We start from the raw sequence: 14,196 nt of genomic DNA, 5'->3' as shown, positions 1-14,196 counted from the left end.
CTCGCTGTGCTTGTTGAGGGATGACGCTCACTATAGATTGGCGTTCACGCACTCTAAATTGGCGTTTGCCCAAGTGATCAATGCAGCCACGCAATACCAACTTGATTTCCCGGATCTGGCCCTGATCCTCGCTTTAGTGCGCGGAGGCTCTCTGGCCCGGGCCGCGCAGCTGTTGAAGGTCGATGTATCGACGGTGTTTCGCGCCGTGCGCCGACTGGAAGCATCACTCGGCCAGCAACTGTTCGAAAAAAGCCGCGCCGGTTATCTGCCCACCAGCCTCGCGCAGACCCTGGCCGAGCAGGCCGAACGTGCCGAGCAGGCACTCGAAGCTGCGCGTATTGGTGTGGAGCAGGGCGGCGAAGTAGTCAGCGGCACGGTGCGCCTGACCTGTACCGATTCGGTGTTGCAAGGTCTGCTGCTACCGGCGCTGGCGCAGTTCATGCCGAACTATCCGGCGCTGACCATCGAGCTGAGCACTTCCAATGATTTCGCCAACCTCAGCCGCCGCGATGCCGACATCGCCCTGCGCCTGACGCGTACACCGCCGGAGCATCTGGTCGGACGGGAGCTGGCGAAGATTTCCTACCGGGTCTGCGCCAGTCAGCGTTATCTACAAAATGTTGAAGCGGCCGATCTGGCAGCGCTGACGTGGATCGCCCCGGACGACTTTCTGCCCGATCACCCGACCGTCGCCTGGCGTCGTCAGCAGTTGCCGGGTGTGACACCGAGCTATCGCTGCAACAGCATGCTGTCCGTGACCGAACTGGTCCGCGCGGGGCTTGGCGTGGCGGCGTTGCCGGACTTTCTCATCAATGAAGGGCTGCAAGCCCTGAGCGAACCCTTGCACGGTTACGACACCGCGCTGTGGCTGCTGACCCGCCCGGACTGCCGCGCGTTGCGCTCGGTGGTCACGCTGTTCGATGAACTGGGGCGGGCGCTGCGTTTGCCGTGATCGTGTTTAACCCGGCGCCCGGTCATTGGCGAACATGCTCACGGCCTCCACGGCTTCGCTGGCGCCGTCACGAATCTGCAGAATCACTGTGCCGGCCTGATTCGCCAGTTCGACACCTTGCGCCGCGCGACCTTGGGTGCCCTCCATGCTCTTGATCGCCTGACGAGTTTCGCTCTGGATCAGGCCGATCATGTTGGAAATTTCCGCTGTCGAGCCGCTGGTGCGCGCCGCCAGCTGCCGCACTTCATCCGCCACCACGGCAAAGCCACGACCCTGCTCGCCGGCACGGGCGGCTTCGATGGCGGCATTCAGGGCCAGCAGGTTGGTCTGATCGGCAATCGCGCGAATAGTGTTGACGATGGCGGTGATCTGTTCGGAGCGCTCGCCCAGTTGCGCGATCAAGGTCGAGGATTCGGCAATGTCGTCGGCGATGTCGCGCATTTCACTGGCCGCTTGCTGGATCACTTGCGTACCTTGCTCGGCGACTTTTCGGGTGGCGACGGAGATGTGATAGGCGGCGCTGGCGCTGCGTGCATCCTGCTCGTGCTGCTCGACGCGGGCGGTGACGTCCGAGGCGAACTTCACCACTTTGCACAATCGGCCAGCGGCGTCATAGACAGGGTTGTAGTTGGCTTCGAGCCACACGGTCTGACCGCGTTTGTCGATGCGTTCGAACTGGCCCTGAAACAGTTCGCCCTGATTCAACCGGCGCCAGAAATCCTGATAGGCGCTGCTGTTGACCAGTTGCGCGGGGCAGAACAAACGGTGATGTTTGCCTTTGAGTTCGGCAAGGGTGTAGCCCATGCGCGTCAGAAAATTCTGATTGGCGGTGAGGATATTGCCGTCGAGATCGAATTCGATCACCGCCATGGCGCGGTCGATCGCCTGCAATTTCGCATTGGCTTCGCTTTCCTGCTGCACTTTGGCGGTGACATCCATGGCGTACTTGACCACTTTGACCACGCGACCCGAGTCATCCTTGATCGGGTTATAGCTGGCCTCGAGCCAGATCGGACGGCCCTGGCTGTCGATGCGTTCAAAGGTGCCAGACTGGAACTGGCCACTTTTCAATCGCGACCACAACTCGGTGTACTGATTGCCACGGGCAAACTCTGGCGAGCAGAAGTGGCGATGGGCCTGGCCGATCACCTGTTCGCGGGTGTAACCCATGGTTTTCAGGAAGTTGTCGTTGGCGCGCAGAACCACACCGTCGACGTCGAATTCGATCACTGCCATGGAGCGGTTGATCGCCTCCAGCAGGCCGGCTTGTTGGTTGATGGTGTCTTGGAGATCGACGAGGGCAGTCTTGTGACGGTTGAAAATCATGCTCATGGCACTCTGGAAATAGGGCTGGAGGTGGGTTCCCTGTTTCCGCGTCAGCCAGCCAGATATATCAATGGCTGGAAGCAGTGTGCCAGCATCCCGGCTGGCGAATTCACTTATACAAAACTTTATAAACTTGTACAAGAAATCGATTTTTCTCAATTTTGTACAAGTTTTTTCAAGCGTTGGATCGACTCAACGCTACGCTGATTGTGTTACGTCCCGTGTGCTTGGCCGCGTATAGCGCCTTGTCGGAATCGTCGAACCACTCAAGGGCGTCGGCGTAAGAAGCTTGATAACGGGCGAGGCCGATGCTCAGGCTGACGCGCAGCTCGGGGACGTCGCAATGGCGGTAACGATCCATTCCCTGACGCAGTCGCTCCATCAGCGCTTCGGCTTTGTTCAGCGGCAGGTTGGGCAGGATCACGCAGAATTCGTCGCCGCCATACCGCCCGGCCAGCTCGCTTTCATCGAGCACGAATTTCAGCTCGCGGCTCAATTGCCGCAGCACCGCATCGCCGACGATGTGTCCGTAACTGTCGTTGATCGACTTGAAATGATCGATGTCGATCAGCGCCAGAATGGCTTGGGAATTGTGCTGCCGACATTGCTGGAACTTGAGGTGTAGCAGGTCTTTCCAGGCGCCGTGGTTGAGCAGGCCGGTCAGGCTGTCGGTGCGGCTCAGGGCGCTCAAGCTGCGTTTGTGCTCGGCGAGTTTGATCGCCAACCGGTAACAGACCATGCCCAGCGCCAGCGGATAAAGCGTCAGCATCGGCAGGCAGGCCCAGACCTGAGTCTGCGTGGCCGTCAGGGTGAAATGGACGCCGAACACTGACCAGCCCAGCAGCACGCCGATCACCTGGGCGAGGGCGCCGAGCAGGAACAGACGCTGGCCGCCGGCGGCCACGTTGTTCATGGTCATCATCGACAGGATGGTCACGGTGGTCAGCGGATTGAACTGGAAACACGCGGTCCAGAAACCACCGCACACCGAGTCATAGAGCAGGTTGCGGCGTTCGGCGCGATAGGGAAAAGCCGAGCGGGTCGAGCATTGATAGGCCACGTGCGGCCAGAGAAAACCGTTGAACAGCAACAACGCCCAGAGCCAGCCCGGCATGTTCAACGGATACAGCGCGGCACCGACACTGAAAAAACCGATGCCTAATCCGATGGCCCGTGGCAAATAAATGCGCCTGGCGAATGACAAGCCTTTGCCGCGTTGGTTTTCCATGATGTTCTGCGCCAGATTCATTCTGAAACACTTTGCAGTGTAATACTTCAGACAGACCGTTCATCGGCCAATGACAGACATTGTCATTTATTCCAGCGGGAAAATTCAGTGTCCTTGTGAGCCATTTACCGTGGCGCAGGCCTTGTCTAGAGCTGATAGCAGGCCAGGAACATGTCCAGAGCAGAGTCGACCACGGCATTTTGCGCTGTGCTGTCGAGGGAGGGCTGGCCCATGGAGATCTGCGGCCAGAAGGCAAAGGTCTTCAGCAATCCCTGCACCTGATGCGCGGCGAACTCCGGATCGACCGGTTTCAGCCGACCGTCCGCCTGGGCTGCGCGAATCCACACGGTCACGCTTTCCTCACGTTCGCCCATGCGCGCCACCATGTTCTGCGCACGCTCCGGCGAGTGGATCGCGGCCGCGATGGCGACGCGCGCCAGATTCATGAAGTTGTCGTCCGCCATCATCTGCAGTTTGGCCAGCAGCATCGTTCGCAATTGATCGCGCAAGGGCTGATCAGGCTGATACGACACGGCTTGCTCGGTGCTGATCCGTGCCCACAACTGGTTGAGAATTTCGGCGAACAGCTCTTCCTTGCTCGGAAAGTGGTTGTACACCGTGCGCTTGGATACCCCGGCCGTGGCCGCAATCTTGTCCATGCTGGTGACCTCGAAACCGTTAGTACGGAATTCGGTGATCGCGGCCTGGATGATGGCTTCGCGTTTACGGTCGGTGAGGCGCTGGGGAGCTGTCATAAATTCGATTCGGCAGGAAAAGGGTGAAATTACACTCGGCAGTTTACTTGTCATCAGGTTTGATGCAACCTAGAAACTACACCGATCAGTGTAATGTTGCGTTAATCGGTGCACCCTAAAACCAGATGTCCGGCTGATGCGTGCGTGCCTTGGCCATTTATCGTCCCACCGTGGAAAACCGTGAATTGCGCGGTGTTTCCGGAGTCATTCAATCATGGCCAAATCCATTGCTTCTGCGGGCAGTCAAACCCCTGAACCTTCGCGTCAGGCCGAAGGCGTATTCCGCAACCACGCGCCGGTGCAGCGCGAAGGTGTGCGCAAGATGCTGCGGATCATGTGGAACATGATCTTCCATAAACCGCGCAATACCCGGCCGGCGGCGGCCATTCCGGTGCAGCCACTGACCCGCGCGGATCTGATCGCGGCGCCCAACCACAGCGTCTATCGCCTCGGTCACTCGACCTTGCTGCTCAAACTGCAGGACAAGTTCTGGATCACCGACCCGGTGTTCGCCGAGCGTGCGTCGCCGGTGCAATGGGCCGGGCCGAAACGCTTCCATCAGCCGCCGATCAGCATCGATGAATTGCCGCCGATCGAAGCGGTGATCCTGTCGCACAACCACTACGACCACCTCGACTATGAAGCGGTGCTGAAACTGGCGGACAAGGTCAACGTGTTCCTGACCCCGCTGGGCGTCGGCGACACCCTTATCAAGTGGGGCATCGATGCCGACAAGATTCGCCAGTTCGACTGGTGGCAGGGCACAGAAGTCGCCGGCATCCGTTTCATCGCCACCCCGTCGCAGCACTTCTCCGGACGTGGCCTGTTCGATGGCAACCAGACCCTGTGGGCTTCGTGGGTGATCATCGACGGCGACACGCGGATTTTCTTCAGCGGTGACAGTGGTTACTTCGACGGTTTTAAACGCATCGGCGAACAGTACGGCCCGTTCGATCTGACCCTGATGGAGACCGGTGCCTACAACGTCGAATGGCCTTACGTGCACATGCAACCGGAAGAAACGCTGCAGGCCCACATCGACCTCAAGGGCCGCTGGCTGTTCCCGATCCACAACGGCACGTTCGACCTGGCAATGCACGCCTGGCATGAGCCCTTCGACCGCATTCTTGCTTTGGCCTGGGAGCGCAGCGTGTCGATCACCACGCCGAAAATGGGCGAGGCATTCAACCTGATGGAACCGCAACGTGGGGACGCGTGGTGGTTGGAAATGGAACAGGAGATGTCAGAAAAAGGGCGCGTTGCTTGTAGCGGCTACAAGGCTGGGTGAGTTTTCCTACCAGCACTGGTTCTTGTTGCTGACAGCCGTTTCCTGCGGCTTCGGTAGGCTTGGTCGCGAGTGAAATGACTCACTCGTGATTGGCTTAAACAAGGACTAGAAAATGAAAATTCGCTTTAAACGCAGCGCGAACACGCTGGCGCAGGCCATCCTGCTTTCGCTGACCAGCAGCGCCGCTTTCGCGGCGCCCTCCAGTGCAACACTTGAATACGCCAGCGCCAGCGAGCTGAGTGCAATGATGGTCAGCAACGAACTGACCTCGGTCGCACTGGTTCAACATCTGATCACGCGCATTGCGGATCTGGACAAGCAAGGCCCGACACTCAACGCCATCATCGAAATGAACCCTCAGGCTCTCGACATCGCGACCGCGATGGATGAAGAGCGTGCGCAAGGCAAACTCCGTGGTCCGCTGCATGGCATTCCTGTTCTGTTGAAGGACAACTTCGATACTGCCGACAGCATGCAAACCAGTGCCGGCTCGTTGGCCATGGTCGGGCAACCGGCAGCTCAAGATGCATTTACGGTTAAACAACTGCGCGATGCCGGCGCCATTCTTTTGGGCAAGGCCAACATGAGCGAGTGGTCAGGGATGCGTGATATGGCCGTGCCCTTGGGGTGGAGCGGGCGCGGCGGCCAGGGGAAAAATCCTCATGTGCTGAGTGAAAGCACCTGTGGTTCCAGTTCCGGCCCGGCGGCAGCGGTCGCCGCCGGTTTCACTCCGCTGGCGTTGGGGACTGAAACCAATGGTTCGATCAGTTGCCCGGCGTCGGCCACCGGTGTGGTTGGCGTCAAACCGACGCTGGGATTATTCAGTCGTTCCGGCATCGTGCCGATCACCCGCTTGCAAGACACGCCGGGCACGCTGACCCGCACCGTGCGGGATGCCGCGCTGCTGTTCAATGTCATGCAAGGCATTGACACCTCGGACAGCGCGACTGCCGATGCCCCAACTGGCGTTGACTACACCGCACTGCTTTCCAGTGAAGCCTTGAAAGGCAAACGGATCGGTTATCCGATTGCGTACACCGGGTCCCACGATACGGTACTGAAGCCGAGTCTGGAGATGCTTGCCGCCATGGCCACCCTGGAAGAGCAGGGCGCTACGCTGGTCCCGCTGACTGTGCGTCTGCCGGACATCGATAACTACGTTAACGGCCTGATGGGTGGCATGAAGCACGAACTGCCCGAATATCTCGCCAGCCGCCAGGGACTGCCGATCAATTCATTACAGACGCTGATCGACTTCAACCAGGCCAACCCCGGTGAGGAGCAACACGGCCAGCAGACGCTGGAGGCCATCAACGCATCGGCGCTTTCCCATCAGGAGGCGACCGCACTGATTACCACCATCAGCCAGAACTTCAAAGACGCTATCGATGAGCAGGTGCGTGAGCACAATCTGGATGCCCTGTTCGCCGAATCGGACGGCTTTTCCCAGTTCTCCGCCGCCACCGCAGGCTACCCGGCAATCACCTTGCCCTCGGGCATGAGCGATGACGACACGCCGACCTCCGTGTTCTTTTACGGCCAGCAGTGGAGCGAGCCACAGTTGTTTGCCATGGCGTACAGCTACGAACAGGCTTCGATGGAACTGCGTCATCCGGGGTTCAAGGATTAAACTCCTTGCTGGCACTGTGTTGTCTTCGAATATTTGAAGCACTGCCGTATCAAGCGAACACCACCTCAATTCGGCCCTCTTTGCGAGAGCGGGGGGCCGGTTTGACCACAATCTGCACATCTCGGCCGAGGTGGGAAAGGCATTCCATCATCTTGGCTTCACTGATTCCGCGGAATTTTCCTCTCAGCATTTCGGACAGCTTGGGTTGTGACAGCCCCAAAATTTCAGAAGCTTGAGATTGAGTGAGATGACGCGCTTTGATGATTTCACCGATCTTTGCGGAAAGCTGTGACTTGATCCTCATCTCATTGGCGTTTGGTATCTCTAGATCCTCGTAGATGTTCCCGCTGCTTTCTTCGATTCCAATCAATTTCGAGTTCCTTCCGCGTGTGGGCCGACCTCAACGGGTCTTTTTAATCAGCCATTGCATAAGTTTCGTGATCAACCGACGTGGGCATCGCACCTCTGACATTCCCCCCACGCCCCGGCGCAAACCCCGGAAAGAACACCAACCCCTGCGCCTCAAACCGATAGGTCAACGCCAGCCGCACCTCATCCGCCACGTCCTGCTGCGCTTCGAATCGCTGAATGTCGCCTACTGAAACCCTGGCCTCTCGCGACAACTGTTCAACGCTCCAGCCCAACATCCCTCGGGCCTGGGCGCAATGGGTCGGGGTGAACTGGAAAAGGGCGATACGTTCGAGGATGAGGTTCATCGCTGAAGAGGCCATGGTGTGCTCCGGGCTCGAGAGTGCTGATGGAAAATGTACTGTGTTTTTGTACAGTTGTTTTCGGCCGGGATCAAACGCATTTTTTGATTTGCCCTAGTTCGCCGCCTCCAACCAGACGGACGGTGCCTGACCGAGGATCCGGCGGAACATCGTCGAGAACGCCGCCGGGCTGTCATAGCCGAAATCCAGGGCAATTCGCGTCACCGCTTCACCCGCCGCCAGACGTGCCAGCGCCAATACCACGCAGGCGCGCTGGCGCCATTGACTGAAACTCAGGCCGGTCTGCTGACGAAACAGTCTGTTGAAGGTGCGTAAGCTTACGTGCAGCCGATCGGCCCAATGCTGGGGTGATTGGTGGGCATTCGGCTGATGCAGAAAGGTCTGACACAGTTCGAGCAGTCTTCCGTCAGGCGGCAGCGGGATATGCAACGGCAATGGAGCACTGCGCACCAATTCATGCAGCAACAAGTCGATCAGCACGCCGTCACGCCCGGCCAGGTCATAGGTCAGCGGTAGCTCCACGGCTTCCATCAACAAGTGCCGCACTAGCGGCGACACACTGATCACCTGACAACGCTCACCCAGATCCACGGCCTCCGGCTCGATATACAAACTGCGAGTGCTGACCCCCAACATCAACACCTCATGCGCTACCCCCGGCGGAATCCACACCGCCCGCTGCGGCGGCACCACCCAGTTACCGTCATGCGTACTGACCCGCATCACCCCGGTCGCGCCGTACAACAATTGCGCCCGCCGATGCGTATGACGTGGCAACAGATAGCCGTGGGAATAATCCGTACCGATCGCCACCACCGGGCGCGGCGTGTCATCCAGCAGATTGATCGAAACATTGCGCATCGAGCGGCACCCAGCAGTTGGCGTAAACGCAAACATTATTGGCTGACTTGCTGAAGCAGGCCAAGCGCCGCCGCTCTATCGTCGACCGCTCCCAAACAACGGACGACGCGCCATGTTCTACCTCCTGCTGACACTCTTCGGCTGCCTGACCGGCGTCACCGCCGTGCTCTTCGGCTTCGGCGGCGGCTTCGTCGTCGTGCCTCTGCTGTACCGCATGCTCACCGCGAACCACGGCGCCGACGACCCGATCAGCCAGTCCGCCATGCACATCGCCGTCGCCACCTCGACCTGCGTGATGATCGTCAACGCACTGGTCGCCACCGGTAAACATCGCCGCGCCGGCAACCTCATCCGTGATTACCTGTGGCCCTTGGGCGGGTTCATCGGATTGGGCGCGGTCGTCGGTGCAATCGCAGCGGTGTGGGTCAGCGGCGAAGTCATTCGTTATGCCTTCATCGCCTACCTCGGCGTGACGATTGTCGATTGCCTGTTGCGACGCGGATTTCTTACGCAGTCCGAAGGCGCCATCCCACGGCGATTGGGAACACTGGAAACGTCTGGCGGCGGTGTAGGCATTGGCGCCATCGCGACCTTTCTCGGTGTAGGAGGAAGCGTCATGACCGTGCCGTTATTGCGGCGTTGCGGGTTGAGCATGTCGCAGGCGACGTCGATGGCCAATCCGTTGAGCGTGCCGGTGGCACTGGCGGGAACGCTGACGTACATGTTGATTGCGGGGTTTAGCGAGACAGACCTCGGGCCATGGTTTGTCGGATATGTGGATCTGCTGGCGTTTGCGGTGCTGACGCTGGGCTCGATGCTGGGGATTCGACTGGCCACGCCATGGATCGGACGGATACCGGATCGGGTGCATGCGTGGGTGTATATCGCGCTACTCATCGTCGTGATGCTGGGCATGACACTGAAGTAGCACCTCGATTCCTGCGCGCATCCTCTGCATACTCCGCAGCCTTATTCACTCAGGGATCGATCCATGCTCAAGGGACTGTTGCGCCTGGCGCCATACACCGCCGTGCTGTTTTCACTGCTTTCCACCGCTCAGGCTGATGACGGAAGACGTGTGTTTACCGGCACGCTGGGCAAGACGCCGATTGTGGTTGAGCTCAATACCCAGCAGCAGGACGAAGTGACCGGTCGTTACTTCTACGAGAAGTATCACCGTGATCTGCCCCTCAGTGGCGCGTTGCAGGACAGCACGCTGACGTTGGTCGAGGGCAACAATCGCTACGGCGATGACAAGCCGCTGCCGACCCTCAAGCTGGAGGAAACCGCCGACGGCTGGCAGGGTGAATGGCAAAGCCCTCAGGGAAAAAAACTTGCGGTACAACTCTCCGAGGCCAAACTCGCAGCGCCGACCTCCACCACGTTGCCCTTCATCGCCACGCTGCCCGCCAGCGAACCGTACGAATATCTGCGGCTACAGGGGCTCAAACTCAAAGCCACGAAGAAAGAAGATTTCATGGGCTACACCCTGCAATGGTGGACGGAGCCCGAGTCGAAGATTGCGTTGTTTACCGTGGAGTCCGGCCTGCCGAAAGATGACCTGCAACGGGTCAACCAACAGTTGCTCGGGCGCTTGTGGAGCGAAGTCATCAGCTATCACGGCTGCCAGTTGCAGGGCGGGGAGAACGTCGAGTTCATGCAGCAGGCAGAACCGCAATTGATCTCGCCGGCTGTAGTCAGCCTGAACATCTCGACCAGTTATTACTGCGGCGGCGCACATCCGGACTTCGGCGATTCGCCGCTCAACATCGACGTGAACACCGGCCATCCGTTGTCGCTGGAAGATGTGTTGTGGGTAGGTGAGGGCAAACCTTTGCTGCACGCCGAGCGCGACAGCCTGGGCGATCAGCCGCTGAACGAAAAAGAAAGTGCAGCGCGCTCGACTTATCAGCGCGAAGTGCTGGTGCCGTGGCTGATCAAACAACTCACCGCGCTGTACCCCGAGGAAATGAAGAAACCGCCGGAGGGCGATGAGGACAGTTGCGACTACACCGATGAAAGCATCTGGGGTTATCCGTCCTGGCACTTCACCCCGAAAGGTCTGTACCTGGGCGCCTACTTCGCTCGCGTCGCCCGCGCCTGCGATGCGCCGGACTGGTCAGTCCTGCCGTACTCGCTCATCAAACAACACCCCGGCGCCGTCAAACTACAACTGCCCCAGGGCTAACCTTCACGCCAGCCCCGGTGCTTCACGAATGATGAAGTGATCCAGGTTCTCGATATTGGCATTGAAGACCTCGAAAGGCTTTTCGGGGTTCTTCTTGCCCGGCACCTGCTTCAACTCCGGCGTCACACCATAAAAGAAACAGAACAGCTCTTTGTCGCTATCAATGGCGTGCTTGATCTCTTCCAGAAACGCCTTGCGCTTGCGGTAGTTGTCGATCAGCTTCTTGTTGAGATAAACACTGACCGGATAAGGCTTCTTCTTGCTGTCATCCGGCTTCTTGAACCAGACCTTATCCTCGAAATCGATCCGGAAACTGGCGCTGTGGAAGTCCTCGATCTTCTTGATCCGGCCCCAGTAAATCAGCCCCTTGTTGTCCATCAAATACTCGATCTTCTTGAAGAACGAACTGTACGACGCCGTATGCTCGCCAATCTTCAACGGCATGCGCTTGAGCAAATCCTTGTCCGCGAAGTTCGACACAAAACACTCCACGGGATGAGCAAAGACACTGGTCTTGTCCGGCGCCGTCTCACGACTCGGCGATTCTTTTGAGGGGGTAGTCGCCACCCGCACCGGATCATCCCGCAACACATCCGCCGCCCCCGCTGGCGCAGCAGGCTTGCGCACATACTCACGACGCGTCAGCAACAACTCCGACGGGAAATGTTCCTCCCGCCCGTCATCCGCTTCCCCATCCGCCGCCTCAACCCCCGACGCCGACGTCTTCAAACTCACATACGGACAACCCGCCACATGCTGCGTACCGGGCAGATTCTTGAAGTGCGGCGTGCGCACGTAATTCACGTTCTTGGCGTTGAACGTACCCAACTCGTTGGAAGCATTGAACGCCGAACGACAGGCATCGTTGGGGCACTGGAAGTGTTCCTTCGCAGAATCGAACGCCACCGTCTCATCGAAATTGAGATCGCGAACGTCATAGATCGACAGTTTGTCGTCGAGGCTGAGGCAGTAGGCGAGGTCGAATTTCATGGTGGGGCTCGGGTCCTTGAGTGGGGGAGGGGTATTAATAGCGGGTGGTGGGGTTGGTTACCAGTAATGGATCTCGCCACCCAGCATCAGGAGAACAGCTATAAAACCGAGATTGCCAAACAGGAAGGGCAGAATCGTAATGACGATTTGAATCACAACCGCGATTTTGAAGCCAACGGACAGGCCATAACGCTTCCAATAAATAACATGCAGCACCATGGTTATCGCATTTGCGAACCAGACTGCTCCGACAGCCATGATTTCGTTCTTTTGAACGATGCGTAAGGCCATAAGCAGAAGGCCGAAAAAGGCGATTAGAAATGAGGCGGTCAGGAGTCGGGATTGACCCGGGGTGGTCGATTCCGTGGATGGTTTCTGCATGTGATGTTCGTCCATATGTGTGGTCGAGGGGGCTCTCGGTCACGGTAATCCTTGTTCAGCAGCACACAAAAATTGTGGCGAGGGAGCATGCTCCCGCTGGGCTGCGATGCCGCTCCAAAACCAGCAAATGCGGTTAGTGAAGCAAGCCGCAATTATTCCTTTTCTAGTCTTCCAACGTTGTCATACAGCCAAGCAGTGAAAGCCTCTCTGTCATCCGAATGGTGGCAACGTTGGTGACAGTTGGGACACAGCGCCACGACATTCGAAGGCTGGTCCGATCCTTCTTGCGACATATGCTTAACGTGATGCACTTCCAGAAACGGTTCCCCATCCTTCTTAAATGGCGATTCTTCGCCACAACCTTCGCACTTCCCATTGGCTTCCTGACGAACCCAGCCCCTTAATTCGGGATCACGAAAGTAAACCTTTCTGGTAGACGTCGTTTGGAGAGGTGTCTTAATCCCTTTGGGGACGTAATCAAATTGCTTTCGCTGAAATTTAGCCGCGCGTTGTTCCAGCAATGCCTCGTCCGCAGTTGGATCAGAGTCTTCAAGCGTCAGAACGGTGGAAGCATCAAGTGCCTTACGGATGCTACGCGCTACATTCGCACCAACATTCTTGGCAGGTTTGTAGCCTTCAATACGCTTTCGACCCAGCTCTACCAATACGGTAGAAATGTTCTGCATCCGAAATTCGACAGAGCCCTTCGTCCGACCGGCTAGTGGGCCTTCACGCAGAATGCGATTTTCCTCAGTCTTGACGAATTTCTGGCCGCTCTGCTCGCGTGCCAGCATTTTGAGGTAGGCATCGACCGCAGCCTGAATCTCTACGTCACTCCAATCGCTATTACTTTTTTCCGTGTCCATACAATCGCCGAGGGTTGAAAACCCTCGGACGATACTGAGTGGCCATCACAGATGTCTACGAAAATTCCTACAGAAAATAACGACGGATCTCGCGAAGTCCTACAGCCACCATCACTAGCCCATGGAATGCCTCGAAGACTGAAACACCTGCGCAACCTTTCTCCACCAAGGCTTCTCCGGTGTCCGTCGTTGCGTCTGATCGTTCAGCAGATAAGGCATATCCCGCAGCCGAATCCAGCCTTCATCCTGCCAATGCAGCAGGCTCAACGACATCTCCGGCCAATCCAACAAACTCAACATCGGCCGATCTGAATGTCCCGAGTGTTCTGCATCACGCAAGGCCGGCACCACCTGCAGAGTCAACCACTCCCGCAACAACCGGTTCCCCGGGACGTAGTGATACACCAGCAGCGCATACACACCGGACTCACTGAGCATCAGCTGCTTTTCGGGTTGCCGAAAATACTCAATCCACAAAACGCGACGTTGATCCTTATCTAGCTTGTTGACCATGCGTTCGCACAGATGGAACCCCATCAAGCGGCCGACATCGCGGGCGCAGAACCACGTTTGGTTTTCGAGCAGAAGGGCATGTAGAGCGAGGTTGTGACGCGAGAAGACAGTTACAGAAAAAGGATCGGGCATATCCATTACCTCTACGTTTAGATTTTTGGAGGGCCTGACCCCAACGTAGAGTGGGCTTAAGAAATCCCAACGAGCGAGGCAGCTCCACTGACGGCATATGCGTCTGTGTGACTGATCAAGCTTTCTACGTTGGGTGTTTCTTAGGCACCTGCAATTGATCTTAGAGGTGCTTGCAGTTGGCTTCAATGCGAAGCGGCTGTAAGTGCTGTAGGAGATTGAGCGCTGTAATGTAGGGACGGAAAAGTACAAACAGCCGTGTCTAGTCCTGAAATAGGTTTACACCTGTTTCACCCTAACGCCCGATGCACCGCATCGGGCGTTTTGTATTTTAAGGACAGGTGCGGGCGCTCCTGGT

At 57.7% G+C, this 14,196-nt stretch carries 14 protein-coding genes and 2 pseudogenes; 5 read left to right on the top strand and 11 right to left on the bottom strand.

Annotation, left to right across the window (positions count from 1 at the left end; genetic code table 11):
* Nucleotides 1-10 precede the first annotated feature (10 nt).
* A complete protein-coding gene (locus CAF90_RS11925) occupies nt 11-952 on the top strand; it encodes a LysR family transcriptional regulator (protein WP_085606495.1) in 942 nt (313 codons plus the stop codon).
* 6 nt (nt 953-958) lie between these two features.
* Here the strand turns inward: CAF90_RS11925 and CAF90_RS29855 are convergent.
* From CAF90_RS29855 to CAF90_RS11910, 4 genes and pseudogenes are all read right to left on the bottom strand, one after another.
* Nucleotides 959-1,396: pseudogene (locus CAF90_RS29855) on the bottom strand (methyl-accepting chemotaxis protein); the annotation flags it as partial.
* Between the two features lie 108 nt (nt 1,397-1,504).
* Nucleotides 1,505-2,188, bottom strand: a pseudogene (locus CAF90_RS29850) (PAS domain-containing protein); the annotation flags it as partial.
* Nucleotides 2,189-2,453: 265 nt separating this feature from the next.
* Nucleotides 2,454-3,506, bottom strand: a complete 1,053-nt coding sequence (locus tag CAF90_RS11915; protein ID WP_085607015.1) for a diguanylate cyclase — start codon at nt 3,504-3,506, stop codon at nt 2,454-2,456.
* Nucleotides 3,507-3,652: 146 nt separating this feature from the next.
* Nucleotides 3,653-4,261 carry a TetR/AcrR family transcriptional regulator gene (locus CAF90_RS11910; protein WP_085606493.1) on the bottom strand — a complete coding sequence of 203 codons (609 nt, stop codon included), beginning with the start codon at nt 4,259-4,261 and terminating at the stop codon, nt 3,653-3,655.
* Nucleotides 4,262-4,475: 214 nt separating this feature from the next.
* Between CAF90_RS11910 and CAF90_RS11905 the strand changes: the two genes are divergently transcribed.
* Nucleotides 4,476-5,549, top strand: a complete 1,074-nt coding sequence (locus CAF90_RS11905) for an MBL fold metallo-hydrolase (protein ID WP_085606492.1) — start codon at nt 4,476-4,478, stop codon at nt 5,547-5,549.
* 112 nt (nt 5,550-5,661) lie between these two features.
* Nucleotides 5,662-7,179: an amidase family protein gene (locus CAF90_RS11900; protein WP_085606490.1), complete on the top strand. Its 1,518-nt coding sequence runs from the start codon at nt 5,662-5,664 to the stop codon at nt 7,177-7,179.
* Between the two features lie 49 nt (nt 7,180-7,228).
* Here the strand turns inward: CAF90_RS11900 and CAF90_RS11895 are convergent, their stop codons facing one another.
* The 3 genes from CAF90_RS11895 to CAF90_RS11885 all read right to left on the bottom strand — a co-directional run bounded on the left by CAF90_RS11895 (nt 7,229) and on the right by CAF90_RS11885 (nt 8,771).
* Complete coding sequence (locus CAF90_RS11895; RefSeq protein WP_085606488.1) at nt 7,229-7,549, bottom strand: helix-turn-helix domain-containing protein; 321 nt, start codon at nt 7,547-7,549, stop codon at nt 7,229-7,231.
* Nucleotides 7,550-7,592: 43 nt separating this feature from the next.
* Nucleotides 7,593-7,910, bottom strand: coding sequence for a hypothetical protein (locus tag CAF90_RS11890; protein ID WP_085606486.1), 318 nt, complete (start codon nt 7,908-7,910; stop codon nt 7,593-7,595).
* 93 nt (nt 7,911-8,003) lie between these two features.
* On the bottom strand, nt 8,004-8,771 hold the full coding sequence (locus CAF90_RS11885) for a helix-turn-helix transcriptional regulator (RefSeq protein ID WP_085606484.1): 768 nt from the start codon (nt 8,769-8,771) through the stop codon (nt 8,004-8,006).
* Between the two features lie 112 nt (nt 8,772-8,883).
* Here CAF90_RS11885 and CAF90_RS11880 point away from each other — a divergent pair, with 112 nt between their 5' ends.
* Together CAF90_RS11880 and CAF90_RS11875 are read left to right on the top strand one after the other, a co-directional pair.
* Nucleotides 8,884-9,699: a sulfite exporter TauE/SafE family protein gene (locus CAF90_RS11880; RefSeq protein ID WP_085606482.1), complete on the top strand. Its 816-nt coding sequence runs from the start codon at nt 8,884-8,886 to the stop codon at nt 9,697-9,699.
* Between the two features lie 63 nt (nt 9,700-9,762).
* Nucleotides 9,763-10,959, top strand: coding sequence for a hypothetical protein (locus CAF90_RS11875; protein ID WP_085606480.1), 1,197 nt, complete (start codon nt 9,763-9,765; stop codon nt 10,957-10,959).
* 3 nt (nt 10,960-10,962) lie between these two features.
* Here the strand turns inward: CAF90_RS11875 and CAF90_RS11870 are convergent, their stop codons facing one another.
* From CAF90_RS11870 to CAF90_RS11855, 4 genes are all read right to left on the bottom strand, one after another.
* Entirely contained in the window at nt 10,963-11,949 is a 987-nt protein-coding gene (locus tag CAF90_RS11870) for a hypothetical protein (RefSeq protein WP_085606478.1), read from the bottom strand.
* Nucleotides 11,950-12,006: 57 nt separating this feature from the next.
* Nucleotides 12,007-12,330, bottom strand: coding sequence for a hypothetical protein (locus CAF90_RS11865; protein ID WP_085607013.1), 324 nt, complete (start codon nt 12,328-12,330; stop codon nt 12,007-12,009).
* Nucleotides 12,331-12,482: 152 nt separating this feature from the next.
* On the bottom strand, nt 12,483-13,196 hold the full coding sequence (locus CAF90_RS11860; protein WP_085606476.1) for an HNH endonuclease signature motif containing protein: 714 nt from the start codon (nt 13,194-13,196) through the stop codon (nt 12,483-12,485).
* Between the two features lie 114 nt (nt 13,197-13,310).
* Nucleotides 13,311-13,841 carry a Bro-N domain-containing protein gene (locus CAF90_RS11855; RefSeq protein WP_085607011.1) on the bottom strand — a complete coding sequence of 177 codons (531 nt, stop codon included), beginning with the start codon at nt 13,839-13,841 and terminating at the stop codon, nt 13,311-13,313.
* Nucleotides 13,842-14,196: the final 355 nt, after the last annotated feature.

The organism is Pseudomonas sp. B37(2017) (assembly GCF_002112885.1).
GTDB classification, from domain to species: Bacteria; Pseudomonadota; Gammaproteobacteria; order Pseudomonadales; family Pseudomonadaceae; genus Aquipseudomonas; species Aquipseudomonas paraglycinae.
This window is presented reverse-complemented; position numbering and strand designations above follow the sequence as displayed.

Bases quoted from the DNA above. Each gene is read 5' to 3' on its own strand.
- CAF90_RS11915 (WP_085607015.1), bottom strand. From the start codon at position 3,506: ATGGAAAACCAACGCGGCAAAGGCTTGTCATTCGCCAGGCGCATTTAT.
- CAF90_RS11910 (WP_085606493.1), bottom strand. From the start codon at position 4,261: ATGACAGCTCCCCAGCGCCTCACCGACCGTAAACGCGAAGCCATCATC.
- CAF90_RS11905 (WP_085606492.1), top strand. From the start codon at position 4,476: ATGGCCAAATCCATTGCTTCTGCGGGCAGTCAAACCCCTGAACCTTCG.
- CAF90_RS11900 (WP_085606490.1), top strand. From the start codon at position 5,662: ATGAAAATTCGCTTTAAACGCAGCGCGAACACGCTGGCGCAGGCCATC.
- CAF90_RS11890 (WP_085606486.1), bottom strand. From the start codon at position 7,910: ATGGCCTCTTCAGCGATGAACCTCATCCTCGAACGTATCGCCCTTTTC.
- CAF90_RS11885 (WP_085606484.1), bottom strand. From the start codon at position 8,771: ATGCGCAATGTTTCGATCAATCTGCTGGATGACACGCCGCGCCCGGTG.
- CAF90_RS11880 (WP_085606482.1), top strand. From the start codon at position 8,884: ATGTTCTACCTCCTGCTGACACTCTTCGGCTGCCTGACCGGCGTCACC.
- CAF90_RS11875 (WP_085606480.1), top strand. From the start codon at position 9,763: ATGCTCAAGGGACTGTTGCGCCTGGCGCCATACACCGCCGTGCTGTTT.
- CAF90_RS11870 (WP_085606478.1), bottom strand. From the start codon at position 11,949: ATGAAATTCGACCTCGCCTACTGCCTCAGCCTCGACGACAAACTGTCG.
- CAF90_RS11865 (WP_085607013.1), bottom strand. From the start codon at position 12,330: ATGCAGAAACCATCCACGGAATCGACCACCCCGGGTCAATCCCGACTC.
- CAF90_RS11860 (WP_085606476.1), bottom strand. From the start codon at position 13,196: ATGGACACGGAAAAAAGTAATAGCGATTGGAGTGACGTAGAGATTCAG.
- CAF90_RS11855 (WP_085607011.1), bottom strand. From the start codon at position 13,841: ATGCCCGATCCTTTTTCTGTAACTGTCTTCTCGCGTCACAACCTCGCT.